At 73.5% G+C, this 25,082-nt stretch carries 24 protein-coding genes and 3 pseudogenes; 16 read left to right on the forward strand and 11 right to left on the reverse strand.

Going from position 1 to position 25,082, the window contains the following annotated elements; translation table 11 throughout:
• The 9 genes and pseudogenes from pheT to argH form a co-directional block, all read left to right on the forward strand.
• Positions 1-2,227: pseudogene (pheT, locus tag B1205_RS12930) on the forward strand (phenylalanine--tRNA ligase subunit beta); the annotation flags it as partial.
• Between the two features lie 628 nt (positions 2,228-2,855).
• Entirely contained in the window at positions 2,856-3,857 is a 1,002-nt protein-coding gene (gene argC, locus B1205_RS12935) for an N-acetyl-gamma-glutamyl-phosphate reductase (protein WP_089155805.1), read from the forward strand.
• Positions 3,854-5,026 carry a bifunctional glutamate N-acetyltransferase/amino-acid acetyltransferase ArgJ gene (gene argJ / locus B1205_RS12940; RefSeq protein ID WP_089155806.1) on the forward strand — a complete coding sequence of 391 codons (1,173 nt, stop codon included), beginning with the start codon at positions 3,854-3,856 and terminating at the stop codon, positions 5,024-5,026. The genes argC and argJ overlap by 4 nt, the downstream gene beginning before the upstream one ends.
• Before the next feature lie 29 nt (positions 5,027-5,055).
• Positions 5,056-5,937: an acetylglutamate kinase gene (argB, locus tag B1205_RS12945; RefSeq protein ID WP_176308567.1), complete on the forward strand. Its 882-nt coding sequence runs from the start codon at positions 5,056-5,058 to the stop codon at positions 5,935-5,937.
• A complete protein-coding gene (locus tag B1205_RS12950) occupies positions 5,934-7,160 on the forward strand; it encodes an acetylornithine transaminase (protein ID WP_089155808.1) in 1,227 nt (408 codons plus the stop codon). The genes argB and B1205_RS12950 overlap by 4 nt, the downstream gene beginning before the upstream one ends.
• Positions 7,157-8,083, forward strand: a complete 927-nt coding sequence (gene argF, locus B1205_RS12955; RefSeq protein ID WP_089155809.1) for an ornithine carbamoyltransferase — start codon at positions 7,157-7,159, stop codon at positions 8,081-8,083. Before B1205_RS12950 ends, argF begins: the two co-directional genes overlap by 4 nt.
• A complete protein-coding gene (locus tag B1205_RS12960; RefSeq protein ID WP_089155810.1) occupies positions 8,080-8,592 on the forward strand; it encodes an arginine repressor in 513 nt (170 codons plus the stop codon). Before argF ends, B1205_RS12960 begins: the two co-directional genes overlap by 4 nt.
• Positions 8,589-9,800, forward strand: coding sequence for an argininosuccinate synthase (locus B1205_RS12965; protein WP_089155811.1), 1,212 nt, complete (start codon positions 8,589-8,591; stop codon positions 9,798-9,800). The genes B1205_RS12960 and B1205_RS12965 overlap by 4 nt, the downstream gene beginning before the upstream one ends.
• 8 nt (positions 9,801-9,808) lie before the next feature.
• A pseudogene (gene argH, locus B1205_RS12970) lies at positions 9,809-11,217 on the forward strand (argininosuccinate lyase).
• Positions 11,218-11,299: 82 nt separating this feature from the next.
• Here the strand turns inward: argH and B1205_RS12975 are convergent.
• The 3 genes from B1205_RS12975 to B1205_RS12985 all read right to left on the reverse strand — a co-directional run bounded on the left by B1205_RS12975 (position 11,300) and on the right by B1205_RS12985 (position 13,220).
• Positions 11,300-11,653 carry an MmcQ/YjbR family DNA-binding protein gene (locus B1205_RS12975; protein ID WP_089155812.1) on the reverse strand — a complete coding sequence of 118 codons (354 nt, stop codon included), beginning with the start codon at positions 11,651-11,653 and terminating at the stop codon, positions 11,300-11,302.
• 64 nt (positions 11,654-11,717) lie between these two features.
• Entirely contained in the window at positions 11,718-12,152 is a 435-nt protein-coding gene (locus tag B1205_RS12980; protein WP_254909887.1) for a DNA-binding protein, read from the reverse strand.
• A gap of 435 nt (positions 12,153-12,587) precedes the next feature.
• Positions 12,588-13,220 (reverse strand): DNA-3-methyladenine glycosylase, encoded by a 633-nt coding sequence (locus B1205_RS12985; protein WP_089155813.1) that lies wholly within the window; start codon positions 13,218-13,220, stop codon positions 12,588-12,590.
• A gap of 190 nt (positions 13,221-13,410) precedes the next feature.
• On the opposite strand from B1205_RS12985, the gene B1205_RS12990 reads away from it, so the two are divergent.
• Together B1205_RS12990 and B1205_RS12995 are read left to right on the forward strand one after the other, a co-directional pair.
• Positions 13,411-14,514, forward strand: coding sequence for an LLM class flavin-dependent oxidoreductase (locus tag B1205_RS12990; protein WP_089155880.1), 1,104 nt, complete (start codon positions 13,411-13,413; stop codon positions 14,512-14,514).
• Positions 14,511-15,139: pseudogene (locus B1205_RS12995) on the forward strand (FMN reductase). The gene B1205_RS12990 and the pseudogene B1205_RS12995 overlap by 4 nt, the downstream one beginning before the upstream one ends.
• 57 nt (positions 15,140-15,196) lie before the next feature.
• Here the strand turns inward: B1205_RS12995 and B1205_RS13000 are convergent.
• Positions 15,197-16,087, reverse strand: a complete 891-nt coding sequence (locus B1205_RS13000; RefSeq protein ID WP_176308568.1) for a universal stress protein — start codon at positions 16,085-16,087, stop codon at positions 15,197-15,199.
• Between the two features lie 174 nt (positions 16,088-16,261).
• Between B1205_RS13000 and B1205_RS13005 the strand changes: the two genes are divergently transcribed.
• Complete coding sequence (locus tag B1205_RS13005; protein ID WP_089155881.1) at positions 16,262-16,732, forward strand: cyclic nucleotide-binding domain-containing protein; 471 nt, start codon at positions 16,262-16,264, stop codon at positions 16,730-16,732.
• Between the two features lies 1 nt (position 16,733).
• On the opposite strand, the gene B1205_RS13010 is transcribed toward B1205_RS13005, so the two are convergent.
• The 3 genes from B1205_RS13010 to B1205_RS13020 are packed head-to-tail and all read right to left on the reverse strand — an operon-like array spanning position 16,734 to position 17,718.
• On the reverse strand, positions 16,734-17,012 hold the full coding sequence (locus tag B1205_RS13010) for a hypothetical protein (RefSeq protein WP_254909888.1): 279 nt from the start codon (positions 17,010-17,012) through the stop codon (positions 16,734-16,736).
• A gap of 41 nt (positions 17,013-17,053) precedes the next feature.
• Complete coding sequence (locus B1205_RS31365; RefSeq protein ID WP_089155815.1) at positions 17,054-17,242, reverse strand: hypothetical protein; 189 nt, start codon at positions 17,240-17,242, stop codon at positions 17,054-17,056.
• Positions 17,243-17,280: 38 nt separating this feature from the next.
• Positions 17,281-17,718 carry a hypothetical protein gene (locus B1205_RS13020; RefSeq protein WP_089155816.1) on the reverse strand — a complete coding sequence of 146 codons (438 nt, stop codon included), beginning with the start codon at positions 17,716-17,718 and terminating at the stop codon, positions 17,281-17,283.
• 191 nt (positions 17,719-17,909) lie between these two features.
• Between B1205_RS13020 and B1205_RS13025 the strand changes: the two genes are divergently transcribed.
• The 3 genes from B1205_RS13025 (at position 17,910) to B1205_RS13040 (ending at position 20,800) form a co-directional block, all read left to right on the forward strand.
• The gene (locus B1205_RS13025; protein ID WP_089155883.1) at positions 17,910-18,413 is read left to right on the forward strand and encodes a GNAT family N-acetyltransferase; all 504 of its coding nucleotides are present in this window, start codon (positions 17,910-17,912) and stop codon (positions 18,411-18,413) included.
• A gap of 10 nt (positions 18,414-18,423) precedes the next feature.
• A complete protein-coding gene (locus B1205_RS13030) occupies positions 18,424-19,050 on the forward strand; it encodes a hypothetical protein (RefSeq protein WP_089155817.1) in 627 nt (208 codons plus the stop codon).
• Positions 19,051-19,429: 379 nt separating this feature from the next.
• Positions 19,430-20,800, forward strand: a complete 1,371-nt coding sequence (locus B1205_RS13040) for a hemolysin family protein (protein WP_089155818.1) — start codon at positions 19,430-19,432, stop codon at positions 20,798-20,800.
• Between the two features lie 3 nt (positions 20,801-20,803).
• Here the strand turns inward: B1205_RS13040 and B1205_RS13045 are convergent, their stop codons facing one another.
• The 4 genes from B1205_RS13045 to B1205_RS13060 all read right to left on the reverse strand — a co-directional run bounded on the left by B1205_RS13045 (position 20,804) and on the right by B1205_RS13060 (position 23,178).
• The gene (locus B1205_RS13045; RefSeq protein ID WP_089155819.1) at positions 20,804-21,121 is read right to left on the reverse strand and encodes a PRC-barrel domain-containing protein; all 318 of its coding nucleotides are present in this window, start codon (positions 21,119-21,121) and stop codon (positions 20,804-20,806) included.
• Entirely contained in the window at positions 21,108-21,488 is a 381-nt protein-coding gene (locus B1205_RS13050; protein ID WP_089155820.1) for a hypothetical protein, read from the reverse strand. The genes B1205_RS13045 and B1205_RS13050 overlap by 14 nt, the downstream gene beginning before the upstream one ends.
• Positions 21,485-22,711, reverse strand: coding sequence for an NRAMP family divalent metal transporter (locus B1205_RS13055; protein WP_089155821.1), 1,227 nt, complete (start codon positions 22,709-22,711; stop codon positions 21,485-21,487). Before B1205_RS13055 ends, B1205_RS13050 begins: the two co-directional genes overlap by 4 nt.
• An 83-nt stretch (positions 22,712-22,794) precedes the next feature.
• A complete protein-coding gene (locus B1205_RS13060; protein WP_176308569.1) occupies positions 22,795-23,178 on the reverse strand; it encodes a PaaI family thioesterase in 384 nt (127 codons plus the stop codon).
• Between the two features lie 108 nt (positions 23,179-23,286).
• Here B1205_RS13060 and tyrS point away from each other — a divergent pair, with 108 nt between their 5' ends.
• Positions 23,287-24,570, forward strand: coding sequence for a tyrosine--tRNA ligase (tyrS, locus tag B1205_RS13065; protein WP_089155884.1), 1,284 nt, complete (start codon positions 23,287-23,289; stop codon positions 24,568-24,570).
• The last annotated feature ends 512 nt before the right edge of the window (positions 24,571-25,082 follow it).

The following is a 25,082-nucleotide window of genomic DNA, read 5'->3' on the forward strand; positions in this document are numbered from 1 at the left end:
GGAGATCGTCTGCGGGGCGCGCAACTTCGCCCCGGGCGACAAGGTCGTGGTGATCCTCCCCGGCGGCGTGCTGCCCGGCGGGTTCGCGATCGGCGCGCGCAAGACGTACGGGCGTAACTCCCACGGGATGATCTGCTCGGCGCAGGAGCTGGGCCTGGGCGACGACCACTCGGGCATCGTCGTGCTGCCCGCCGACGTCGAGGCCCGCCCCGGCGACGACGCGCGGCCGGTGGTCGGCCTCGACGACGTCGTGGTCGAGATGGAGGTCACCCCGGACCGCGGGTACGCCCTCAGCGTGCGCGGCATCGCCCGGGAGCTGTCGCACGCGCTGGGGGTGCCGTTCCGCGACCCGGCCGACGCGCCGGCCACCGGCGGGACCGCCGAGCCGGCGTACCCGGTCGAGGTCCGCGNTCGCGGCCCGGATGGTGCGTGGCGTCGACCCGACGGTCGAGACGCCCGGGTGGATGCGGCAGCGGCTCACCGCGGCCGGCGTCCGCAGCATCTCGCTGCCGGTCGACATCACCAACTACCTGATGCTCGAACTCGGTCAGCCGATGCACGCCTTCGACGCGGACCGGATCGTCGGGCCGCTGGTGGTGCGTCGGGCCGAGCCGGGGGAGAAGCTGACCACACTCGACGGGGTGGTCCGCGTGCTCGCACCGGAGGACATGGTGATCTGTGACGATTCTGGTCCGATCTCGCTGGCCGCGGTGATGGGCGGGGAGACCAGCGAGGTGCTCGCCTCCACCACGAACGTGCTGTTCGAGGCCGCGCACTGGGACCCGGCCATGGTCGGCCGCACCGCCCGCCGGCACAAGCTGTTCAGCGAGGCCGCCAAGCGCTGGGAGCGGGGCGTCGACCCGACGCTGCCGCTGGTCGCGTTGGAGAAGGCGGTCCGGCTGCTCACCGGCCTGGCCGGCGGGACGGCCGGCGCGGAGGTGCTCGACCTCGACCACGTCCGCCCGCTGTCGCCGGTCACGCTGCCGGTGGACCTGCCGTCGCGCCGGATCGGCGTGTCCTATGCGGCCGACCGGGTGGTGGAGCTGCTGGAGCAGGTCGGCTGCGCGGTCGTGCGCGGGGCCGACCGGCTCGGCGAGGACCCGGGCACGGCCGGGGTGGCCGCCGGGGGCGCCGGCGACGTGCTGACCGTGACGCCGCCGAGCTGGCGGCCCGACCTGACCGACCCGGCCGACCTGGTGGAGGAGGTGGTCCGCCTCGACGGGTACGACCGGGTGCCGTCGGCGCTGCCCACCGCGCCGCCCGGCCGGGGCCTGACCTGGCAGCAGCAGCGTCGCCGGGCGGTCGCCCGGTCGCTCGCCGAGCGCGGTTACGTCGAGGTGCTGGCGCAGCCGTTCGTCGCGCCGGAGCTGGCCGACCAGCTCGGCCTGCCGGCCGACGACCCGCGCCGCCCGGCGGTGCGGCTGGCCAATCCGCTGTCGGAGGAGGAGCCGCTGCTGCGCACCACGCTGCTCGGCCCGCTGCTCGGCATCGTCAGGCGCAACGTCGGCCGCGGTCTGCGGGATGTGGCGGTCTACGAGATCGGCGCGGTCTTCCACCCCCGTGCGGGCGTCGGCGCTCCGCCGGCCATGGGCGTGGACCGGCGTCCCACCGACGAGGAGTTCGCCGCCGCCGACGCGGTGGTTCCCGACCAGCCGCGGCACGTCGCGGTGGCGCTGTGCGGCGAGATCGAGCCGGCCGGCTGGTGGGGGCCGGGCCGGGCGGCCGGCTGGGCGGACGCGGTCGAGGCGGGTCGGGCGGTGCTCGACGCCGCCGGCATCCCCGCCGACCGGGTCACCGTCCGGGCCGGCGAGCGGGCGCCCTGGCACCCGGGCCGCTGCGCCGAGCTGCTGGTGGACGACGTCGTCGTCGGTCACGCCGGTGAGCTGCACCCGGCCGTGGTGGCCACGCTGGAGCTGCCCCGGCGCACCAGCGCGATGGAGTTGGACCTGGACGCGTTGCCCGCCGCGCCGCTGGTGAGCGGCCCGGTCATCGCCACGTTCCCGCCGGCGCTGATCGACGTGGCGCTCGTCGTCGACGACACGGTGCCGGCGGCCGAGGTGCAGCGGGNACCTCGGCGCAGCTCGGCGCGGGACGCAGGTCGCTGGCGTACAAGCTGACGTTCCGCGCCCCGGACCGGACGCTGGCCGGTGAGGAGGCGGTGGCCGCCCGCGACGCCGCGGTGGCGCTCGCCGCACAACGCCACGGCGCCACCCTCCGCGGCGCCTGAGGTGTAAGGAGGGGCCCCCGCTTAACGCATTCGGTAGAGGCGGGGGCCCCTGTTAACCGTCGACGGCCGGGCGGTCACTCGTCGTCAGAGCGCAGCTCACGCAGCGTCTTCCGGATCGACGTCTCCGACGCCCCGAAGTGTGTCCGACAACCCGCAGGCCCAAGGCTGCGGGCTTGACTTTCGATCGAGCTCATGCAGGCCGTAGGGACGACATCACCTTTCCGACGACATACCTGAGAGTCATAATTATGCCTAAGAGGTATACCGCTCTCTACTCTCATGTCCTGCCGGGACATGGGGGGCGGCTCCTCGTCGGGGACGCCAGGTTGCTGTGAGTGCGGGTCAGCCCGGACGAACGGGTACGGGAGCGCCCGCGGCCGTACTGGGAGGACCGGATCAGGTTGGAGTACGACCACGACCTGCAGAAGGTGCGTGCTGGGTGCTGCAGAGCCTGGAGGGCGATCCGGTGACGACGCACGCCGCCCTTCGCGCCTACGAGAGGCGACACGGGGCTGACCGGGCCGGGTAACCGTCCGCGCGCCCTGCAGCTTCATGCGGCGTCCCGTATGAACTTGCAGGGCGTGAGACGCGCTGCTAGCCTTCTCTGCATAGTCATGCGGAGGTGGGTATGGGCATTCGGGTAGCGGTGGCCGGGGCGAGCGGGTACGCCGGGGGCGAACTACTACGCCTGCTCGCCGGCCACCCCGAGTTCGACCTGGTCGCGGCCACCGCGCACAGCCAGGCCGGTCAACCCGTCACCGCCGTACACCCGCAGCTCGTCGGCTTGGACCTGGTGTTCGGGGCGACCGAGCCGGCGGTGCTGGCCGACGCGGACCTGGTCTTCCTGGCGCTGCCGCACGGCCAGTCGGCGGCCCTCGCCGCGGCCCTCCCCGACACCGTCAAGGTGGTCGACCTCGGCGCGGACCACCGGTTGCGCGACGCGGACGCCTGGACCCGCTACTACGGGGGCGCGCACGCCGGCGCCTGGACCTACGGGCTGCCCGAGCTGCCCGGGCAGCGGGCCGAGATCGCCGGCGCGACGCGGGTGGCCAACACCGGCTGCTATGCCGTCGCCACCACGCTGGCGTTGGCCCCGCTGATCGCCGTCGGCGCGGTACGCCCCGACGACGTGGTGGCGGTCGCCGCGTCCGGCACCTCCGGCGCGGGTCGGGCGGCCAAGGCCCACCTGCTCGGCAGCGAGGTGATGGGCGACCTGTCGCCCTACAAGGTCGGCGCGCACCAGCACGTTCCGGAGATCAAGCAGGCCAGCGGCGCGACCGGCCTGTCGTTCACGCCGGTGCTCGCCCCCATGCCCCGGGGGATCCTGGCCACCGTCACCGCGGTGCCGACCGGCGACGCGGACCCGCGCGCGGTGCTGGCCGCCGCCTACGCCGACGCGCCCTTCGTGCACCTGCTGCCCGAGGGGCGGTGGCCGCACACCGCCGCCACCGCCGGCTCGAACTCCTGTCACCTCCAGGCGACCGTGGACGCCGACTCGGGGCGGGTGATCGTGGTCAGCGCCATCGACAACCTGGGCAAGGGCGCGGCCGGTCAGGCCGTGCAGAACGCCAACCTGATGGCCGGTCTCCCCGAGACCACCGGCCTGTCCGTCTTCGGAGTGTCCCCATGAGTGTCACCACCCCCCGCGGCTTCCGCGCCGCCGGTGTCGCCGCCGGCCTGAAGGCCTCCGGCGCCGCCGACGTCGCCATCGTCGTCAACGACGGCCCCGACGCCGGGGTCGCCGGCGTCTTCACCGCCAACCGGGTGAAGGCCGCCCCGGTGCTCTGGACCCAACGGGTCGTCCACGGTGGCGTGGTCCGCGCCGTGGTGCTGAACTCCGGTGGGGCGAACGCCTGCACCGGCCCGGCCGGTTTCCAGGACACCCACGCCACCGCCGAGCACACCGCCGCCGTGCTCACCGGCAGCAGTGCCCGGCTGATCGTCGGCGCCGGCGAGGTCGCGGTCTGCTCGACCGGCCTGATCGGCGAGCGGCTGCCGATGCCGAAGCTGCTGTCCGGCGTACGCGACGCGGTGCGCGGCCTGTCCCGCGACGGCGGCCGCCCGGCCGCCGAGGCGATCATGACCACCGACACCCGGCCCAAGACGACGGTGGTCCCGGGTGGCGGCTGGACCGTCGGCGGGATGGCCAAGGGCGCCGGGATGCTGGCGCCGGCCATGGCCACCATGCTCTGCGTGCTCACCACCGACGCGGTGGCCGGACCGGACGCCCTGGACGCCGCGCTGCGCGCCGCCACCCGGGTCACCTTCGACCGGGTCGACTCCGACGGGTGCATGTCCACCAACGACACGGTGCTGCTGCTGGCCAGCGGCGCGTCCGGGATCGAGCCGACCGGGGCCGAGCTGACCGAGGCGGTCACCGCCGCGTGCCACGACCTGGCCCGGCAGCTCCTAGCCGACGCGGAGGGCGCGACCAAGCAGGTCGCGATCGACGTGGTTGGCGCGGCGAGCGAGGACGACGCCGTCGAGGTGGGGCGCGTGGTGGCCCGGAACAACCTGGTCAAGACCGCGCTGTTCGGCAACGACCCGAACTGGGGTCGGATCCTCGCCGCCGTCGGCACCACCGCCGCCGTATTCGAGCCGGACGCCGTCGACGTCGCGGTCAACGGCGTCTGGGTGTGTCGGGGCGGCGCCGCCGCCGAGGACCGCGCCAAGGTGGACCTCACCGGCCGGGACGTGACCGTCCGGATCGACCTGCACGCGGGCGGGGACGCCGCCACCGTCTGGACGAACGACCTGTCGCACGGGTACGTCCACGAGAACTCGGCGTACTCGTCGTGAGCGCGCCGGACGGCGCCGGCACGGCGGGCCTGACCGCCGACCTCGCCCGGGCCCAGGCCAAGGCCGCCACGCTGATCGAGGCGCTGCCCTGGCTGGCCCGGTTCGCCGGGGCCACCGTGGTCATCAAGTACGGCGGCAACGCGATGGTCGACCCCGACCTGCGGCGGGCCTTCGCCGCGGACATGGTCTTCCTCCGGTACGCCGGCCTGAAGCCGGTCGTGGTGCACGGCGGCGGTCCGCAGATCTCCGCCATGCTCGGCCGGCTCGGCATCGCCAGCGAGTTCCGGGGCGGCCTGCGGGTCACCACCCCGGAGGCGATGGACGTGGTGCGGATGGTCCTGGTGGGTCAGGTCGGCCGGGAACTCGTGGGGCTGGTCAACGCGCACGGCCCGTTCGCGGTCGGGCTCTCCGGCGAGGACGCCGGGCTGTTCACCGCGGTGCGCCGCCCGGCGTACGTGGACGGGCAGCCGGTCGACGTGGGTCAGGTCGGCGACGTGGAGTCGGTGGACGTCTCCGCGGTCACCGACCTGATCGCGGCCGGTCGGATCCCGGTCGTCTCCACGGTCGCGCCGGACGCCGACGGGGTGCTGCACAACCTGAACGCGGACACCGCCGCCGCCGCGCTCGCGGTCGCCCTGAACGCGCGGAAGCTGATCGTGCTCACCGACGTGCCCGGCCTGTACGCGAACTGGCCGGACACGTCGAGCCTGATCAGCGAGATCACCGCCGACGACCTGGCGAAGCTGCTGCCGTCGCTGGAGTCGGGGATGGTCCCGAAGATGGAGGCCTGCCTGCGGGCGGTGCGCGGGGGAGTGCCCGCCGCGCACGTCGTCGACGGCCGGGTCGCCCACTCCACGCTGCTGGAAGTGTTCACGTCGGAAGGCTTCGGAACCATGGTGATCGACTCATGAGCACTCTCGTGCAGCGGTGGACCGCCACCATGATGGACAACTACGGCACGCCGCCGCTGGCGCTCGTCGCAGGCAGCGGCGCCGTCGTGGTCGACGACACCGGCCGGGAGTACGTGGACCTGCTCGGCGGCATCGCCGTCAACGCGCTCGGCCACGCCCACCCGGCGGTGGTGGCGGCCGTGTCGAAGCAGGTCGCGACGCTCGGGCACGTGTCGAACCTGTTCGTCGCCGAGCCGCCGGTGGCGCTGGCCGAGCTGTTGCTGGCCCTGGCCGGCCGGCCCGGCCGGGTCTTCCTCGCCAACTCCGGCGCGGAGGCCAACGAGGCCGCGTTCAAGCTGTCCCGCCTCACCGGACGCCGGCACGTCGTCGCCACCCGGGGCGGCTTCCACGGCCGGACCATGGGCGCGCTGGCGCTCACCGGCCAGCCGGCCAAGGCCGACCCGTTCCGCCCGCTGCCCGGCGACGTCACCCACGTCCCGTACGGCGACGTCGACGCGCTGGCCGACGCGGTCACCGACGACACCGCCATGCTGATCGTCGAGCCGATCCAGGGCGAGAACGGCGTGGTCGTGCCGCCGCCGGGCTACCTGGCCGCAGCCCGGCGGATCACCGCCGCGCACGGCGCGTTGCTGGTGCTCGACGAGGTGCAGACCGGTGTCGGGCGTACCGGGCACTGGTTCGCCCACCAGGCCGAGGGCGTCGAGCCGGACGTGGTCACCCTGGCCAAGGGGCTCGGCGGTGGCCTGCCGCTGGGTGCCTGCCTGGCCTTCGGTCGGGCCGCCGACCTGCTCACCCCCGGCTCGCACGGCACCACGTTCGGCGGCAACCCGGTGAGCTGCGCCGCCGCGCTCGCGGTGATCGCCACGATCGCCAACGAGGGGCTGCTCGACCACGTCAAGCGCGTCGGCGAACGCCTGTGGCGGGGCGTCGAGGCGCTCGGGCATCCGCTGGTGCGCGAGGTGCGCGGCGCCGGCCTGCTGCTCGGCATCGTGCTCGACCGGCCGGTCTCCGGCGCGGTCACGACCGCGCTGCGCGAGGCGGGCTTCCTGGTCAACCCGGTGCAGCCGGACGTGGTCCGGCTCGCCCCGCCGCTGATCCTCACCGTGGCGCAGGCCGACGCGTTCGTCGCCGCCCTGCCCGCCGCGCTGTCCGCCGCCGCGCCGTCCACTTCCACCGACGCCGCCGCGTCCGCCGCCACGACCCCGACGGAGGCTCCCGCATGATCCGCCACTTCCTGCGCGACGACGACCTCACGCCCGCCGAGCAGGCGGCCGTGCTCGACCTCGCCGCCCGGATGAAGACCGACCGGTACGCCCACCAGCCGCTCGCCGGGCCGAGGTCGGTGGCGGTGCTGTTCGACAAGCAGAGCCTGCGGACCCGGATCTCGTTCGACGTCGGCATCGCCGAGCTGGGCGGCCACCCCCTCGTGGTGGACACCCAGGTCACCCACTTCGGCCGAGGCGAGACGCTCGGCGACGCCGGGCGGGTGCTGTCCCGCTACGTCGCCGCGATCGTGCTGCGCACCCACGGCGACGACCGGATCGCCGAGGTGGCGGCGCACGCCACGGTGCCGGTGGTCAACGCGCTCACCGACACCTACCACCCCTGCCAGTTGCTGGCCGACCTGCTCACCGTGCGGGAGCGCTTCGGCGGCACCGCCGGCCGGATCCTCACATACGTGGGCGACGCGGCGAACAACATGGCCCACTCGTACCTGTTGGCCGGCGCGACCGCCGGGATGCACGTGCGGATCGCCGGCCCGGCCGGGTTCCAGCCGGACCCGGAGATCGTGGCCCGCGCGGAGAAGATCGCCGCCGCCACCGGCGGCTCGGCCGCCGTCCTCACCGACCCGGTCGAGGCGGTACGCGGCGCGCACGTCGTCGCCACCGACACCTGGACGTCGATGGGCCAGGAGGACGACGGGCTGGACCGGACCACCCCATTCCGGCCGTACCAGGTGAGCGACGCGCTGCTCGACCACGCCGCGGCCGACGTGATCGTGCTGCACTGCCTGCCCGCCCACCGGGGCGAGGAGATCACCGACGCGGTGCTCGACGGTCCCCGCAGCGCGGTGTTCGACCAGGCGGAGAATCGCCTGCACGCCCAGAAGGCGCTGCTGACGTTTCTCCTGGAGGCATCCGCATGACCGCTCCGCTGACCCGCGCCGCGCGGCACGCCCGCATCGTCGAGCTGATCCGCGACACGGCCATCCACTCGCAGACCGAGCTGGCCGACCTGCTCGCCGGTGACGGCATCCAGGTCACCCAGGCCACCCTCTCCCGTGACCTCAAGGAGTTGGGGGCGGTCACCGCCCGGGGCGGCGACGGGCGGGGCGTCTACCTCATCCCGGAGGACGGGCACCGCCCGCTGCGCGAGGCCGAGGGGGCGCCCGCCCGGCTGGTCCGCCTGCTGCGCGAGCTGCTCAACGGGGTCGACTCCAGCGGCAACATCGCCGTGCTGCGTACCCCTCCGGGCGCGGCCCACTACCTGGCCAGCGCGTTGGACCGGGCCGGCCTGTCCGAGATCGTCGGCACCATCGCCGGTGACGACACCATCCTCGTCGTGGCCCGGGAGGCCGACGGCGGCGCCGCGTTGGGCGACCGGCTCGCCGCCTGGGCCCGCCGGGACGAGCACGTCGAAGGGAGCACCACATGACCGAGCGGGTCGTGCTGGCGTACTCCGGGGGGCTGGACACCTCGGTCGCCATCCCGTACCTGGCCGAGCAGACCGGCGCGGAGGTGGTCGCGGTCGCGGTCGACGTCGGCCAGGGCGGCGAGGACATGACCGTGATCCGGCAGCGCGCGTTGGACTGCGGCGCCGTCGAGTCCGAGGTGGTCGACGCGCGCGACGAGTTCGCCGCCGGGTACTGCCTGCCCGCGATCAAGGCGAACGCGCTCTACATGGACCGGTACCCGCTGGTGTCCGCGCTATCCCGGCCGCTGATCGTGAAGCATCTGGTGACCGCCGCGTGCCGGCACGGCGGGACGATCGTGTCGCACGGCTGCACCGGCAAGGGCAACGACCAGGTCCGCTTCGAGGTCGGCCTGAACGCGCTGGCGCCCGACCTGAAGGTCGTCGCCCCGGCCCGGGACTTCGCCTGGACCCGGGACAAGGCGATCGCGTTCGCCGAGGAGAAGGGGCTGCCGATCGACGTCACGGCCCGGTCGCCGTACTCGGTCGACCAGAACCTGTGGGGCCGGGCCGTGGAAACCGGCTTCCTGGAGGACATCTGGCACGGCCCGATCGAGGACCTCTACGCGTACACCGCCGACCCGGCGCAGGAACGCGACGCCGACGAGCTGGTCATCACGTTCGACGCGGGCGTCCCGGTGGCCATCGACGGTGAGACGGTCACCCCGTACCAGGCGATCCGGGAACTCAACCGCCGTGCCGGCGCCCAGGGCGTGGGCCGCCTCGACATGGTCGAGGACCGGCTCGTCGGCATCAAGAGCCGCGAAGTGTACGAGGCGCCCGGCGCCATCGCCCTGATCGCCGCGCACCAGGAGTTGGAGGCGGTCACCGTCGAGCGGGACCTGGCCCGGTTCAAGCGCGGCGTCGACCAGCGCTGGGGCGAGCTGGTCTACGACGGCCTGTGGTTCTCCCCGCTCAAGCGGTCGCTGGACGCGTTCATCGACGACGCCCAGCGGCACGTCACCGGCGAGGTCCGGCTCACCCTGCACGGCGGCCGCGCGGTGGTGACCGGCCGGCGCTCGGAGGCCAGCCTGTACGACTTCGGCCTGGCCACCTACGACACCGGCGACACGTTCGACCAGTCCCTCGCCAAGGGTTTCGTGCGGTTGTGGGGCCTGCCCGCCACCATGGCCGCGGCCCGGGACGCCCGGTTGGGAGAGCAGCGGTGGTGACCTTCACAATGGGTGGGGTGGACGACAAGAGCCTGACCGAGAACAGCGCCGCCACCAATCGGACGAGCCTCTGGGGAGGCCGCTTCGCCGGCGGTCCCGCCGAGGCACTGGCGCGGCTGTCGGTGAGCGTGCAGTTCGACTGGCGCCTCGCCCCGTACGACATCGCCGGCTCCCGGGCGCACGCCCGGGTCCTCGCGGGCGCCGGCCTGCTCGACCCCGACGAACTGGGTCGGATGCTGGCCGCGTTGGACGACCTGGAGGCCGCGTGCGCCTCCGGGGCGTTCCGCCCGACGATCGACGACGAGGACGTGCACACCGCCCTGGAACGTGGCCTGCTGGAACGGCTGGGCAGCCTCGGCGGCAAGCTGCGCGCCGGCCGTTCCCGCAACGACCAGGTCGCCACCGACCTGCGGCTCTACCTGCGCGACCATGCCCGCGGGGTGGCCGCCCGGCTGGTCGAGCTGGCCGAGGCGCTGGTTGAGCAGGCGGAACGGCACGTCGATACCGCCGCGCCGGGCATGACGCACCTCCAGCACGCCCAGCCGGTGACGTTCGGGCACTGGCTGCTGGCCCATGTGCAGCCGCTGCTGCGGGACCTGGAACGGCTGCGCGACTGGGATGAGCGCACCGCGATCAGCCCGCTCGGCGCGGGTGCGCTGGCCGGCTCGGGGCTGCCGCTGGACCCGACCGCGGTCGCCAAGGAGCTGGGCTTCCGTACGTCGTTCGCCAACTCGATGGACGCGGTCGCCGACCGGGACTTCGTGGCCGAGTTCCTCTTCGTCACCGCGTTGACCGGCGTGCACCTGTCCCGCCTCGGCGAGGAGGTGGTGCTCTGGACCTCGCAGGAGTTCGGCTGGGTCGAGTTGGACGACGCGTTCGCCACCGGCTCGTCGATCATGCCGCAGAAGAAGAACGCGGACATCGCCGAGCTGGCCCGCGGCAAGTCCGGCCGGCTGGTCGGCGGCCTGATGAGCGTGCTCACCATGCTCAAGGGCCTGCCGATGACCTACGACCGGGACATGCAGGAGGACAAGGAGCCGGCGTTCGACGCGGTCGACACGCTGGAGCTGCTGCTGCCCGCGCTGGCCGGGATGATCTCCACGATGACGGTCCGGGTGGACCGCCTGGTGGCCAGCGCGCCGTCGGGCTTCTCGCTGGCCACCGAGGTCGCCGACTGGCTGGTCCGGCGCAACGTGCCGTTCCGCGACGCGCACGAGATCACCGGCAANACCTGGCCGCGGTGAGCGAGCACCTGGACCCGTCGGTGCGCGACGTGCTCTCGGTGCGCTCGGCCCTGGCCGCCCGCACCACCCCGGGCTCCACCGGCCCCGGGCCGGTCGCCGACCAGCTCGCCGCCGCCGCGGACAAGCTGGCCGGCTGGCGGGACTGGGCGGCCGAGCAGGTCGTACCCCGCTGATCCACCTGGTCCGGGGCGGGCGTGTTCGTCCGCCCTGGACCAGCTCGCCTCTGTCGGGTGAGGGTCGCCCGCCGCGCGGGGCTCAGAGCGTCGGCCGCTCGCGCTTCGGCAGCTTCGCCACCACCGCGTCGTACGACCCGTCGGCGGCGTCGATCAGTTCGTCATCCGGGATGTCGCCGTCAAGTCGCAGCGTGTTCCAGCCGGACCGGCCGATGTAGGGGGAGGGGCGGGCGTCGTCCGGGAACCGGTGCAGCCACTCGTCGGCGATCTCCCGGGACGGGCCGCACTTCACCCCGAGCCGGGCCTCGCCGTCGGGGGAGCCGAGGAAGGCGAAGATCCGGCTGCCCACCTTCACCACCTCGTCGCCCTCCCACGGTCGATCGAGCCAGGCTCCCGGCTTGGCCAGGCAGTAGGCCAGCATCTCCTCGCGCGTCATCGCGTCCTCCTGTGCCGCCGTCGTCGGGCACAGTCTCACCCGCCGCTGTGACAGGCGCGCGGAATCAGTCGCCGGTGCCGGTGCGCACGGTGAGCCGTTCGTAGCGCTGCCGCGCCGCCTGGGCGCTGCCCAGCCCCAGGCCGAAGGCGATCGCCTGCCAGGTCATGCCCCGGCCCCGGGCCACCTGGAGCAGCCCGGCCTCCAGCACGTCCACCTCGGCCCGCACGTGCGGGATCAGGGTCAGCGCGGCCATCAGGTCGGCCTGGTCGACCGGCTCCTCGCCGGCGTCCAGCTCCGCGCCCCCGGCGAGCGCCATCACCAGCGTGGCCGCCTCGTAGGCGTCGGGCACGTCGGGGTGCGCGTAGCGCCGGCGGCGGGAGTTCGTGCCGGCATGCCGCTCGGCGATGCGCAGCAACGCCGCGTAGTTGCGGTGGGCCCGGGCCTGAGCAGCATCCGGAGCGGTGAACGGGTCGTTGTCCACGGTGACCATGCCGTCCATCCCACACCCAAGAATCCCCCGTTGTCAACACCCCGTTGAAAGTCATTCGTGCGCAACGCCGTGCCCTTCCGCAGGTGAGACGCGCCGGGAGCGCACAGAGGTTGCCGAAGCTCGCCGCCACCGCAGCGCGCACACTGCCGGCTGGCCGATGCCGATCGCCGTGCGTTTCGGTGATCCGGGGGCTGGCTTCGATAGGTGACCAGGCGCGAGTTCCCCACCACCGGCGCCCCGCCCGGCGCCCGGGTGAAAGGCCATAGCCGCATCAGCGGCCGCAGACACCCATGACGTTCCACTCACGCCTCACTCGGCCCGCGAGTGGAACGTCATGGGTGTGTCACGGCGCCGCAGACACCCATGCTGTTCCACTCATGCCAGATTCGGCCGGTGAGTGGAACAGCATGGGTGTCTTCGATTGTGATGCCGTCAACTTCATGATCAACGCGAGGCGGGTGGGCCGCCGCTACGGGGCCGGCGGCGCGGCGTGTGCCGGCGGTAGACGCTCACGCTCGGCTCGTCGACCAGCCAGAACCGCCACGGCAGGTCGTGCGCAGCGGCCACCCCGACGCGGGGCCCGGCGAGGATCAGCGCCGGGTCAACCGGCTCCACCGGTGGGGTCAACAGCAGTGGCCCGGTCCCGTCCACCGCGCTGGTGCCGTTTGCCTCCCGATCGAGCCCGAGCGCGGTGACCAGCCGGGCCGGCCCGCGTGCCAGGTCCCGGTCCGAGGCGCGGGGGCGGCGCTGCCGGGCGATCTCGATCCCGTCCACCACCGCGCCGGCGCGTAGCAGCACGGCCGCCGCCTCGCCGTCCCGACCGCAGACGATGTTCGCGCACCAGTGCATGCCGAACACGAAGTACACGTACACCTGTCCGGCCGGGCCGAACATGACCCGGTTGCGCGGTGTCGGCCCGCGGTGGGCGTGCGACGCCGGATCCTCACCGGTGCCGGCGTACGCCTCGACCTCGGTGAGCCGGACGTGAACGCGGTTCGCGGACACGGTCCAGCCGAGCAGGGTCCGCGCGGTGTCCGCGATGTCCGCGGCCGGCGCGTCGAGCCAGGGGTACGTCATGGCCGGCAAGGGTAATCGTCGACCTCCTCCAGGTATGCCTCGACGGCCTTGATGGTAGGGGGAGTGATAGGGCCGCCGGGTGAGCCGGGCCACGGCGGGGGTGGCGGCCGACGGAATAGTTGACTCGTCAAATAGGTTGTGCGGGACGATCCCGGGCCGACCGGTCCGGGCCGCACCCGAGGAGCTGGTCATGCAGTTCGGAATCTTCACCGTCGGTGACGTCACGGTCGACCCGACCACCGGTCGGTCGCCGTCCGAGCGTGACCGGATCAAGGCCATGACCACCATCGCGCTCAAGGCCGAAGAGGTCGGCCTGGACGTCTTCGCCACCGGCGAGCACCACAACCCGCCGTTCGTGCCGTCGTCGCCGACCACCATGCTCGGCTGGATCGCGGCGCGCACCGAGCGGCTGCTCCTGTCGACCTCGACCACGCTGATCACCACCAACGACCCGGTCAAGATCGCCGAGGACTACGCGATGCTCCAGCACCTGGCCGACGGCCGGGTGGACCTGATGATGGGACGCGGCAACACCGGCCCGGTCTACCCGTGGTTCGGGCAGGACATCCGCAACGGCATCCCGCTGGCGATTGAGAACTACGACCTGCTGCACCGGCTGTGGCGGGAGGACGTGGTCGACTGGAAGGGCAAGTTCCGCACCCCGTTGCAGTCGTTCACCTCGACCCCGCGCCCGCTCGACGGCGTGCCGCCGTTCGTCTGGCACGGCTCGATCCGCAGCCCGGAGATCGCCGAGCAGGCCGCCTACTACGGTGACGGCTTCTTCGCCAACCACATCTTCTGGCCCAAGGAGCACACCCAGCGGATGGTCGGCCTCTACCGGGAGCGCTTCGCCCACTACGGGCACGGCACGCCCGAGCAGGCCATCGTCGGCCTCGGCGGGCAGGTCTTCATGCGCCGCAACTCGCAGGACGCGGTGCGCGAGTTCCGGCCGTACTTCGACAACGCCCCGGTCTACGGGCACGGCCCGTCGCTGGAGGAGTTCACCCGCCAGACGCCGCTGACCGTGGGCAGCCCGCAGGAGGTCATCGACCGTACGCTGGGCTTCCGGGAGTACGTCGGCGACTACCAGCGGCAGCTCTTCCTGGTCGACCACGCCGGCCTGCCGCTGAAGACGGTGCTGGAGCAGCTCGACCTGCTGGGCGAGGAAGTGGTGCCGGTGCTGCGCAAGGAGTTCGACTCGATGCGTCCGGTCGGCGTCCCCGAGGCGCCCACCCACGCCAGCCTGCTGGCCGCCCGCGACGCCGCGACGACCACGGAGGAGGAACAGCGATGACCCGGCGTACCCTCGCGGTCGTCTCGGCCGGTCTCGGCCAGCCCTCGTCCACCCGCCTGCTCGCCGACCAGCTCGCCGCGGCCACCCGCGNGACGCGCTGGCCGGCCGCGGCGCCGACGTGGAGCTGCGCCCGGTGGAGCTGCGCGAGCATGCCCATGACGTGGTGAACCACCTGCTCACCGGCTTCGCGCCGGCCGCCCTGCGGGAGACGCTGGACACGCTCGCGGCGGCGGACGGGCTGATCGCCGTGACACCGATCTTCAACGCGTCGTACAACGGGCTGTTCAAGTCGTTCTTCGACCTGGTCGACCGCGACGCGCTGGCCGGCAAGCCGGTGCTGCTCGGGGCGACCGGCGGCACCGCCCGGCACTCGCTCGCGTTGGAGCACGCGGTCCGGCCGATGTTCACGTACCTGCGGGCGGTGACGCTGCCGACGGCGGTCTTCGCCGCGCCCGAGGACTGGGCCGGCGACGACGGCGACAGCGCGCTGCGGTCCCGGATCCGCCGGGCCGCGGCCGAACTGGCCGACCAGGTCGACCACCGGCCGCCCGCGACCGGCCCGGCCGACCCGTTCGCCCTCACCACCGACTTCGCCGACCTGCTCGCCGGCCGCGACCCGGCCTGATCCGGCCCGGTGCGGGCCACCGGACACCCGTGTCGTTCCACTGAGGCGTCACGGGTGTCAGGCGTCGGGCGGCTCGGGGCGGTGGGCCACCAGCACCGGGCAGTGGGCGTGCTGCACCAGGGCCTGGCTGACCGAGCCGAGCAGCAGTCCGGTGAAGCCGCCCCGCCCCCGCGAGCCGACGACTACCAGCGACGCGTCCCCGCTCGCCTCCCGCAGCGCGGTCTCCGGGGAGGCGGCGACGACGGCGCGTTCCGTCACCCGTAGCCGCGGGTGTGCCGACCGCACCCGGCTGGCGGCGGCGTTGAGCACCTCGGCCGCCTCGGCCCGACCGGCGGTGGTCGCGTCAGCCGCCGCCTCCGGCGCCGCCGCGCCGCGCTCCGGCGCGCGGACGTGCACCAGCACCAGCTCCGCGTCCCGGCGGTCGGCCTCGTCGGCGGCCAGCTCGACGGCGTACGCCGCCGACTCGGAGCCGTCGACCCCGACCAGCACCGGACCGCCGACCGGAATCGGCTCCTGGGCCGGCCGGACCACCAGCACCGGGCAGTGGCCGTGTTGCGCGAGCTGCCCGCCCACCGAGCCGAGCAGCAGCCCGGCGAAGCCGCCCACGCCCCGGCTGCCCACCACCACCAGCTCGGCCCGGCGTGACTCCTCGACCAGGGCCGCGCCCGGTCCGCCGGCGACCTGCCGGACCTCCACCCGCAGCCCGGGATGCCGTTCGGCCAGGTCGGCGGCGACCCGCTCCAACATCCTCTCCGCCTCCGCGGTGGGCGCCGGAACCCCGAGGTCGTACGGGTTGAGCGGCACGCCGTAGCCGAGCGGGTGCAGGTAGCCGTGTACCAGCAGCAGCGGCCGGGACCGCGTGACCGCGGCCGCGGCGGCCTGGTCGGCGGCGGCCAGGCTGGACGGCGATCCGTCCACCCCCGCCACGACAGGTCGGTTCATTCGAATGTCCCTCCGGTCGGCTCAGCCCATTCTGGCCGTACCGGCCCGCACCGGAGTCGCCGCCACGCACGGGCACGCGATGGGCTGCCCGGCGGCACGGGACCATCGGCCCTGCCGCATCCGGCCGGAAGCGGGTGGGATGGAACCACGGCTTCCTGCCGCCGATCCTGGAGGCGCGTGATGACCCCGCTGGAGATGCTCCGGGTACACCCGTTCCTGGCCGGGCTGCCCGAGGAGTGGCTGCCCCGGCTCACCGGATACGCCCGCCCGGTGGTCTGGCACCCCGGGCACCGGCTGTTCCGGGCCGGGCAGCCGGCCGAGCGGTTCTGGTTGGTCCGCGGTGGCCAGGTGGCGCTGGACTTCCCGGTGCCGGGGCGCGGTGACGTGGGCATCGAGACGATCGGCGCGGGCGGCGTGCTCGGCTGGTCCTGGCTGTTCCCGCCCTACCGGTGGCAGTTCGGCGCGGTGGCCACCCAACGCAGCACCGCGGTGGAGTTCACCGCCGAGGGGGTACGCCGGCTGATCGAGTTCGACGACACGCTGGGCCGGCAGCTCACCGCGCGGTTCATGAGCGTGGTGGTGGATCGGCTCCAGGCCTCCCGGGTGCGACTGCTCGATCTGTACGGCTACCCGACGTCGGCGGCGAGCTGACTCATCCGCCGTCGCGGCGGATGACCAGCTCGTCGACCTCCAGCCGGCCGATGCGCAGCTCGCGGACGACCGCGCGGCGTATTACCAGCCGGCCGATCGCGAGCGCGCCGATCGACACGGCGCCGACCGCCAGCGCGCCCAGGGCCAGCGCCCCGACGGACGTGGCGCCGAGGGCACGAGCGCCGGTGGCCGCTGCCCCGGTCGCCTGCACGCCGGTCACGCCGGCGACGAGCGACCGGACGGGCGAGGCGGGACGGCGTCGTGGCCGGACGATCGACATGGCGTTCATCCTAGTGCGGGCGGCCGTCGCCGCCGGACGGCTCAGGTGACGGTCAGGCCGCGTTCGGCGAACTGGCCGCGTACCCGGGCCAGCAGCTCCGGGGTCGGCGGCGCGGTGTCCGCCAGCGGGAAGGCGAGCCCCAGCTCGGCGTACTTGTGCGCGCGTCCGTTGCTTCCATCCCCACCCCTCCCGCCCCTTCCGCCGTATCCGGCAGAGCCTCCCGGGCCCACCCGCCGGGACCAGAGCCCCGCCCGGTCGCAGGCCGGTGTCAGCGGGGGAGGGGGTGGGCCCGCAGGAGACGGGCCCACCAGGGGCGGCGATCGGGGCGGGGGTGGGGAGCGGGGGCGTTGCGGAGACTCACCCAGCCGCCGGGGCCCATGGTGACCGCGCCGACCGCCGGTGGGCGGCGGCGGGCCCACAGCGCCACGGCGGCGGTGAGCGCGGCCACCGCGAACGCGCCGGTGCCGGCCGCGACGAGCTGGTCGGGATCGGCCACGCGCCGGTAGCGGACCCGGCCGTCGGCCAGGACGAACGCGCCGACCGGGCGGCCGTCCCGGGTCACCGGGACCAGCGCGGCGCCTGGCGCGCCGGGCAATTCCAGCACCGGTCCCACCGAAGCCGGCGCGCCCGGCGTCGAGACCGGCGACGCCGGGCGGGGGACCGGGGGAACGGTCGTCGGGCCGGTCGGGTTGAAGATGGCGGTCATGATGCCCTCCTGGCGGGAGTCGGACGTCTCGGCGCCGGCCTCGGCCAGGCCGGTCCCGTCCTCTCTTCTCCTTCGTACCGGTGCGGCCGGCCGCACCGGTAGGGCCGCACGGGACATGTGGTGAGGGGCCGGAGGTCCCGTCCGGTGTCGGTGGGTCCGGGTAACCTCCGGCCGTGACCCCTGAGGTGCGACTGACCCCTGAGGTGCGACTGCGTCCGGTGCGCGACGACGACCTGTCCGTGTTCTTCGCCCACGAGCAGGATCCGCAGGCCAACTGGATGGCCGCGTTCGGCCCGCCGGACCCGTCGGACCGGGCCGCGTTCGACGCGCACTGGGCGCGGATCCGCGCCGACGGGCGCATCGTCAACCGCGCGGTCACCGTCGACGGCGCGCTGGTCGGCCGGGTGGCCGCCTTCCCCGTCGGCGAGCGCACCGAGGTCAGCTACTGGATCGACCCGGCCCGCTGGGGGCGCGGCCACGCCACCGCCGCGCTTACCGCGCTGCTGCGCGAGCTGCCGCAGCGGCCGGTGTACGCCCGCGCCGCGAAGGACAACGCCGCCTCGCTCGCGGTGCTGCGCAAGTGCGGCTTCGTCGTGATCGGCGAGGACTCCGGGTACGCTCCGGCCCGCGGCGCCGAGGTCGAGGAGTACGTGCTGGAGCTGCCCGCCGAGGCGGCTGACCAGGACGGCCACTAGTCTCGCCGGGGTGAACTGGCTGGAACTCGTCGGCTGGGCCGGCTCCGCGCTGCTGGTCTGGTCGCTGCTGCAGACACGCATCCTGCGGCTGCGTGCGCTCAACCTGGTCGGCTGCCTCATCCTGATCGGCTACAACGCCGCCGTGCACGTCTGGCCGATGGTCGGGCTGAACGTGATGCTGGCCGTGATCAACCTCTGGTACCTGCGTGGGCTGCTGGCTACCCGGCACGACGAGCAGACCTACCAGGTGGTGGAGGTGGGCACCGGGGACGCGTTCCTGGCACACACCCTGCGCGTGCACGCCACCGACATCGCCCGGTTCAACCCGGCCTTCCGCTGGGATCCGGCCGCCGCCGGCCGCTCGGCGTTCCTGGTGGTCCGCTCCGACGAGGTGGTCGGCGTAATGGTGTCGCACGCCGAGGCCGGCGGGGTGGCCCAGATCGACCTGGACTACGTGACTCCGCCGTTCCGCGACTTCACCCCCGGCGAGTTCGTCTACCGGCGCAGCCGGCTCTTCACCGACCGGGGGTTCCGCCGGGTGGTCAGCCCACCGGGCATGGTCGCGCCCTACTACCACCGACTCGGGTTCCGCCCGGAGGGCGGGGCGTACGTGCTCGACCTGCCCGCACCGGCCTAGACCACGGTCAGTTCCGCGGCCGGCCGAACCAGCGGACGAGCGCGGCGCGCACCGCGTCCCGGTCCGGCGTGCCGCTGTCGGCGGCCCAGGCCGCCCGGAGTGCCTGCGCCACCCGGCGGCTGCGGTCCAGGTGCCGGGCGGCGATCGCCTCGGCCTTGCTGGAGAAGTAGTTGTTGAACGTGCGGGGGACACGCCGGCCGCTCGCGCGATGTCCTCGACGAGCCCGTCGTCGTAGCCGTGCGCCACGGCCGCGTTCTCCGTGTGTCCGCAGGATTGCGCCACGCGCCGGCGGGGCACAGAGGGGCCACGCCGACCGGGCCCGCCGGGCGGCGAGTCGGCCATCGGCCGACCCCGCTCGGGTCGAGGGAGAGAACCGGTCGTGCAGAGCTACTGGAGCCAGCTTGCCCTGGTCGGCGTGCTGGTGATCGTCAACGCGGCCTTCGCCGGCAGCGAGATGGCCCTGGTCTCGCTGCGCGACAGCCAACTGCAACGCCTGGAACGCAGCAGCCGAGCCGGCCGCACCCTGGCCCGGCTGGCCAAGGACCCGAACCGGTTCCTCGCCACCATCCAGATCGGCATCACCCTCGCCGGGTTCCTCGCCTCCGCCGCGGCCGCGGTCTCCCTGGCCCGACCGCTCGTGCCGCTGCTCGGCGTGTTCGGCAACGCCGCCGAGACGGTCGCCATCGTCGCGGTCACGCTGGTGCTCACGTTCGTCACGCTCGTCTTCGGCGAACTGGCCCCCAAACGGATCGCCATGCAGTCCGCCGAGCGGTGGGCGCTGGTCGTGGCCCGACCGCTGGACGTGCTGGCCGGCGTGACCCGCCCGGCGGTCTGGGCGCTCGGCGCCACCAGCGACATGGTGGTCCGCCTGTTCGGCCTCGACCCGAAGCGCGAACCGGAGGAGATCGGGCCGGACGAGCTGCGCGACATCGTGGCCGGCAACCACGGCTTCACCAAGGAGCAGCGGACGATCATCGCGGGCGCGGTGGAGATCGCCGACCGGCAGTTGCGTGCCGTCCTCGTACCCCGGTTGCAGGTCTTCACGCTCGACAGCGGCACCACGGCGGACGCCGCCCGGCTCGTCCTCGCCGCGACCGGCCACTCGCGCGCGCCCGTGGTCCGCCACGGCGGTCTGGACGACGCGGTCGGCGTCATCCACCTACGCGACCTGGTCGGCGTCCCCGACGACCGGCCGGTCGACGAGATCGCCCGCCCGCCGATGCTGCTGCCCGACTCACTGCCCGTGGTCGACGCGTTGCGCCAGTTCAAAGCCGAACGGCAGCACATCGCCCTGGTGGTGGACGAGCGCGGCGCGGTCGACGGGATCGTGACCCTGGAGGACATCCTCGAGGAGATCGTCGGCGAGATCTACGACGAGACCGACCGGGACCTCCAGGCGGTGCGCACCGAGGCGGACGGCACGCTGGTCCTGCCGGGCACGTTCCCGGTGCACGACCTCACCGACCTCGGGGTGGAGCTGCCAAACCGGCCGGCCGGCGACTACACCACCGTCGCCGGGCTGGTGCTGATCTGCCTCGGCCACATCCCGACCGTGGCGGGGGAGCAGGTCACCGTCGACGGCTGGGAGTTGGCGGTGGCCGACGTCGACCAGCGGGCCATCACCGAGGTGCGCCTGCGTCGCCGTACCCGCCGTGACCGCTCCGACGGCGAGGACGCCCCGGACGGCGACGACGCTCCGGACGGCGACGGCCCGGCGGTCACCCCGGAACTCGACGACGCGCGACGTTGACCCTCAACGCCGATCCGTGGGCGACCCGAACGGGAACCCCGCCACCGGCGGGTGCAACCGGACCGTGTCGGCGGGCACCTGGTGCGTGCTGCGCCCGAGCAGCCGGGCGACGGCCCGCAGCAGCCACGGGCCGGCGGGATGCAGCTCCGGCCCGATCAGCCGGCTCGTCACCCGCGCCCACCAGTGCCCGGCGACGATCAGGTCGGTGATCCGCAACCGGTCCGGCGGCCACCCACCGCGCACCACCACGTCCACCACCCGGCCCAGCCGCCGCCCGTGCCGGTCGTAGACGGTCCGGCCGAGCAGCTCACCCGCTCGCACGGTCCGCCCCCGGAATCCGCCCGATCAGGTGCCGCCGCAGCCACGACTCCACCGGTGAGGACGGCAGGTCCGCGTCCCGGCAGCGCAGCCGGACCGCGCTGTCCACCCGGGCCACCATGGCCAGCGGAATGCGCAACGGCGGCACCGGCGGTTCGTCGGTGAACCGGTCGGCGACCGCCACCAGCAGCCGTCCGATCCGGCCGCCGATCCGCTGCCCGAGGGCACCCTGCCCGGTGAGCAGGCAGTCGACGTACGGATGTCCCTCGGCATCGTACGCGAACGCGATGTCGTCCACCCGTCCGACGAGCCGACCGTCGACGTCGACGATCTGCCGGTCGAGCAGTTGTTTGGCGAGCTGGAGCCTCATGGTCCCATCCCCGTGACGACCGCCAGTGGGATCGCCGCCACCGAGGCGACGACGATGAGCAGCAGGAACACCGCGCCGAGCAGGTTCGTCCGCCACCCGTTCACCCGGTCGCCGAGGTAGTTGCGGTCGTTCGCCACCACCAGGATCGGCAGATAGGTCAGCGGCAGCACCACCGCGCTCAACACCAGCATGTACTCGGTCAGCCGCACAGGGTCCACGGTCGTCATCAGCATCACCACGCCGAGCAGCAGACCGACCAGCAGGACGCTGTGGAACCGGGCCGCCTCGCGGGGGCTGACCCGCTTGCCCCACTGCCAGCCGAAGTACTGCGCCGCCGCGTACGCCGCGGACAGTCCGGTCTCCAACGCCGCGCCGAACGTCACCGCGAAGAACGCCAGCACGGCGGCGACCAGGCCGGCCCCGCCCAGCGCGGTCGCCACCGGCCGGGCCACCTCGTCGAGCGAGCCCAGCGCGGCGTCCGACGGGTGGTAGGCCACCGAAGCCACCGCGATCAGCGACAGCGCCAGAAACCCGCCGACCGGGAAGCCGATCAGCACGTTCGAGCGGGCCCGGGCCAGGTCCGCCGCGCCCCAGTTCTCCTCCACCCCGCCGGAGGAGAAGAAGAAGACCTCGTACGGGCTGACCGTCGAGGCGAACAGCGCCACGGCCACGAACCAGTACAGCGGCCAGCCGTGCCCGGCCGGACCGATTCGCCACGCCTGCTGCCCGAGCTGCGCCCAGTCGGTCGGCAACGCCACCAGCGCGACCGCGAAGACCAGCAGCGCCAGCCCGGCCAGCCCGAAGACCCGCTCCATCAGCTCGAACCGCATCCGCCACAGCACCAGCCACACCGCCAGCGCGGCCAGCGGCACCCAGAGCAGGTGACTGACCCCGGTCGCCAGTCGCAGCGCCAGCGCCACCCCGCCCAGCTCCGCGGCGAGGGTGACCACCGTGACCAGCCACGACGCGACCAGGTTGAGCAGCGCGACCCGCGGTCCGAGCCGCTCCCGGACCAGGTCGAACACCGCCCGGCCGCTCACCGCCGCGATCCGGCCGGCCATCTCCGCGTACGCGCAGATGCCCACCACCCCGACCAGCAGCACCCAGGCGTGGGCCATGCCGAACAACGCCCCGGCCTGGCTTGCCGCGATCAGGTCGCCGATGTCGACGAAACCGCCGATGGCCGACAGCACGCCGAGCGTGACGGCGAGGAGCTTCCTCACGGCGGGCCGGGAACGGGCGGTCTCATCGACGCGACGATATCGGCGTCAACGCCCCTTCACCCGGCGAATCGGGCAGCCCGACGTCAGTCGGCGGAGAGGTTCTGCAACCGCACCTGCCCCCGGGCGACCAGACGGCCCTCCCCGTCGGTGATCTCCACCAGCCACAACTGCTGGCTCCGCCCCCGGTGCACCGGGGTGCCGACCGCGGTCAACTCCCCGTCGCGGACCGCGCGCAGGAAGTCGGTCTGGTTCGACACCCCGACCACCCGGCCGCGGTCGCCCAGCCAGAGCGACCCGCCGACGCTGGCCGCCGTCTCCACCACCGAGCAGTACACCCCGCCGTGCTGGATCCCGTACGGCTGGTGCAACTCCGGGCGGACCTGCCAGCGGATCACCACCCGGTCGCCGCTGACCTCGTCCAACGTCAGCCCCAGCAGGGACACGAAGCCCCCGGTCAGGTCCGGCATCTCCACCGTCGTTCCTCCTCGCGCTCGGCGGCGCCGCCAGCCTAGTCGGCGCCGCCGACGGCAAACCCGGTACGGCCCGGGACCGGGGATGGGGGAGAATCGGTGACCGTGACCGACAGCAACCTCCCGCAGGGGCGGGACTCCCTGACCGAAGACCTGCTGTGGCGGGGCCTGATCCAGGACTCGACCGACCTCGACGAGCTGCGCCGGCTGCTCGACGCCGGGCCCGCCACCTTCTATGTGGGCTTCGACCCGACCGCCCCCAGCCTGCACGTCGGCCACCTCATGCAGGTCCTCACCGCGCGGCGGCTCCAGCGCGCCGGGCACCGGCCGCTGCTGCTGGTCGGCGGCGCCACCGGCCAGATCGGTGACCCGAAGGAGAGCGCCGAGCGCACGCTGAACCCGCCCGAGGTGGTCGCCGGCTGGGTCGGTCGGATCCGCGACCAGCTCGCGCCGTTCGTCTCCTACACCGGGGAGAACGCGGCCCACCTGGTCAACAACCTGGACTGGACCGGCGAGATGTCGGTGGTGGAGTTCCTCCGCGACGTCGGCAAGCACTTTCCGGTGAACAAGATGCTGGCCCGGGAGGTGGTCCGGGCCCGGCTGGAGAGCGGCATCAGCTTCACCGAGTTCAGCTACCAACTGCTCCAGGCCAACGACTTCTTCGAGCTGCACCGCCGGCACGGCTGCCAGCTCCAGTTCGGCGGCTCCGACCAGTGGGGCAACATCACCGCCGGCGTGGACTACGTCCGACGTCGCGGCGCCGGCCCGGTCCAGGCGTTCGTCACGCCGTTGGTGACCAGGGCGGACGGCACCAAGTTCGGTAAGACCGAGGGCGGAGCGGTCTGGCTGGACCCGGAGATGACCAGCCCGTACGCCTTCTTCCAGTTCTGGCTCAACGCCGACGACCGTGACGTCACCCGCTACCTGCGCTACTTCAGCTTCCGCTCCCGCGAGGAGCTGGAGGAGTTGGAGAAGGCCACCGCCGAGCGCCCCCAGGCACGGGCGGCCCAACGGGCGCTGGCCGAGGAACTGACCGCGCTGGTGCACGGTGAGCGGGAGATGGCCCAGGCGGTGGCGGCCAGCCAGGCGCTGTTCGGCCGGGGCGCGCTGGAGGACCTCTCGCCGGAGACGTTGCGGGCGGCGCTCACCGAGGCCGGCCTGGTGCACCTGGACACGTTGCCGGACGTCGCCGGCCTGCTCAAGGAGTCGGGTCTGGTGTCGGGCATGAAGGAGGCGCGACGGGTGATCGCCGAGGGTGGGGCCTACGTCAACAACACCCGGATCACCGAGGTGGACGCCACGGTCTCGCCGGGCGACCTGCTGCACGGTCGCTACCTCGTGCTGCGCCGGGGCAAGCGCTCGTTCGCGGGGGTCGAGCTGCGTGGGTGAGCCGGCTCCCTTGGTGTGACGCGGGACGCGTCCGGCGGATTTGACGATCAATCCGTCGGGCGCGTAACTTTCTCTCTGCCAGCGCGGAACGGACGAAACAGGGCGAAAATCCTGGTAGGCCGGAGCGTAGGACCTGGATCTGGGCGGTGCCCCGGGTTCGCCGGGAGGCGGATTTGGTGAGGCGGAACCGACCGGGTAAGGTTATCGGCCGGCAGGGAAACGGACGGGCCAGCGGGAAACCGCGAACGGCCGTCCTGCCGAAATCCTCGATGCGACCGATGCGAGTCGGCGGCATCGTGGTGCCCGGCAAAAGGGTGATGCACGACAAACCGGGAAACACCGGTTTGACACGGCAGAAACCAGCGGGTAACGTAGTAAAAGTGCCCGGCGCGAGAGCGGCGGGGATGCAAGAGCGAGATGCCCCGGGTCGGGGGTGCTCCTGAGGGGGTGCTTTCGGGCGGTGTGTGGTTGTTCTTTGAGAACTCAACAGGGTGCTTGATAAGCCAGTGCCA

Source organism: Micromonospora sp. NBS 11-29, assembly GCF_002140155.1.
In the GTDB taxonomy this organism is placed as follows: domain Bacteria; phylum Actinomycetota; class Actinomycetes; order Mycobacteriales; family Micromonosporaceae; genus Micromonospora.

What these genes read in the sequence shown, in the direction of transcription:
- argC (WP_089155805.1), top strand. Translation starts at nt 2,856, where the DNA reads ATGGGCATTCGGGTAGCGGTGGCCGGGGCGAGCGGGTACGCCGGGGGC.
- argJ (WP_089155806.1), top strand. Translation starts at nt 3,854, where the DNA reads ATGAGTGTCACCACCCCCCGCGGCTTCCGCGCCGCCGGTGTCGCCGCC.
- B1205_RS12950 (WP_089155808.1), top strand. Translation starts at nt 5,934, where the DNA reads ATGAGCACTCTCGTGCAGCGGTGGACCGCCACCATGATGGACAACTAC.
- argF (WP_089155809.1), top strand. Translation starts at nt 7,157, where the DNA reads ATGATCCGCCACTTCCTGCGCGACGACGACCTCACGCCCGCCGAGCAG.
- B1205_RS12960 (WP_089155810.1), top strand. Translation starts at nt 8,080, where the DNA reads ATGACCGCTCCGCTGACCCGCGCCGCGCGGCACGCCCGCATCGTCGAG.
- B1205_RS12965 (WP_089155811.1), top strand. Translation starts at nt 8,589, where the DNA reads ATGACCGAGCGGGTCGTGCTGGCGTACTCCGGGGGGCTGGACACCTCG.
- B1205_RS12975 (WP_089155812.1), bottom strand. Translation starts at nt 11,653, where the DNA reads ATGACGCGCGAGGAGATGCTGGCCTACTGCCTGGCCAAGCCGGGAGCC.
- B1205_RS12980 (WP_254909887.1), bottom strand. Translation starts at nt 12,152, where the DNA reads ATGGACGGCATGGTCACCGTGGACAACGACCCGTTCACCGCTCCGGAT.
- B1205_RS12985 (WP_089155813.1), bottom strand. Translation starts at nt 13,220, where the DNA reads ATGACGTACCCCTGGCTCGACGCGCCGGCCGCGGACATCGCGGACACC.
- B1205_RS12990 (WP_089155880.1), top strand. Translation starts at nt 13,411, where the DNA reads ATGCAGTTCGGAATCTTCACCGTCGGTGACGTCACGGTCGACCCGACC.
- B1205_RS13005 (WP_089155881.1), top strand. Translation starts at nt 16,262, where the DNA reads ATGACCCCGCTGGAGATGCTCCGGGTACACCCGTTCCTGGCCGGGCTG.
- B1205_RS13010 (WP_254909888.1), bottom strand. Translation starts at nt 17,012, where the DNA reads ATGTCGATCGTCCGGCCACGACGCCGTCCCGCCTCGCCCGTCCGGTCG.
- B1205_RS13020 (WP_089155816.1), bottom strand. Translation starts at nt 17,718, where the DNA reads ATGACCGCCATCTTCAACCCGACCGGCCCGACGACCGTTCCCCCGGTC.
- B1205_RS13050 (WP_089155820.1), bottom strand. Translation starts at nt 21,488, where the DNA reads ATGAGGCTCCAGCTCGCCAAACAACTGCTCGACCGGCAGATCGTCGAC.
- B1205_RS13060 (WP_176308569.1), bottom strand. Translation starts at nt 23,178, where the DNA reads ATGCCGGACCTGACCGGGGGCTTCGTGTCCCTGCTGGGGCTGACGTTG.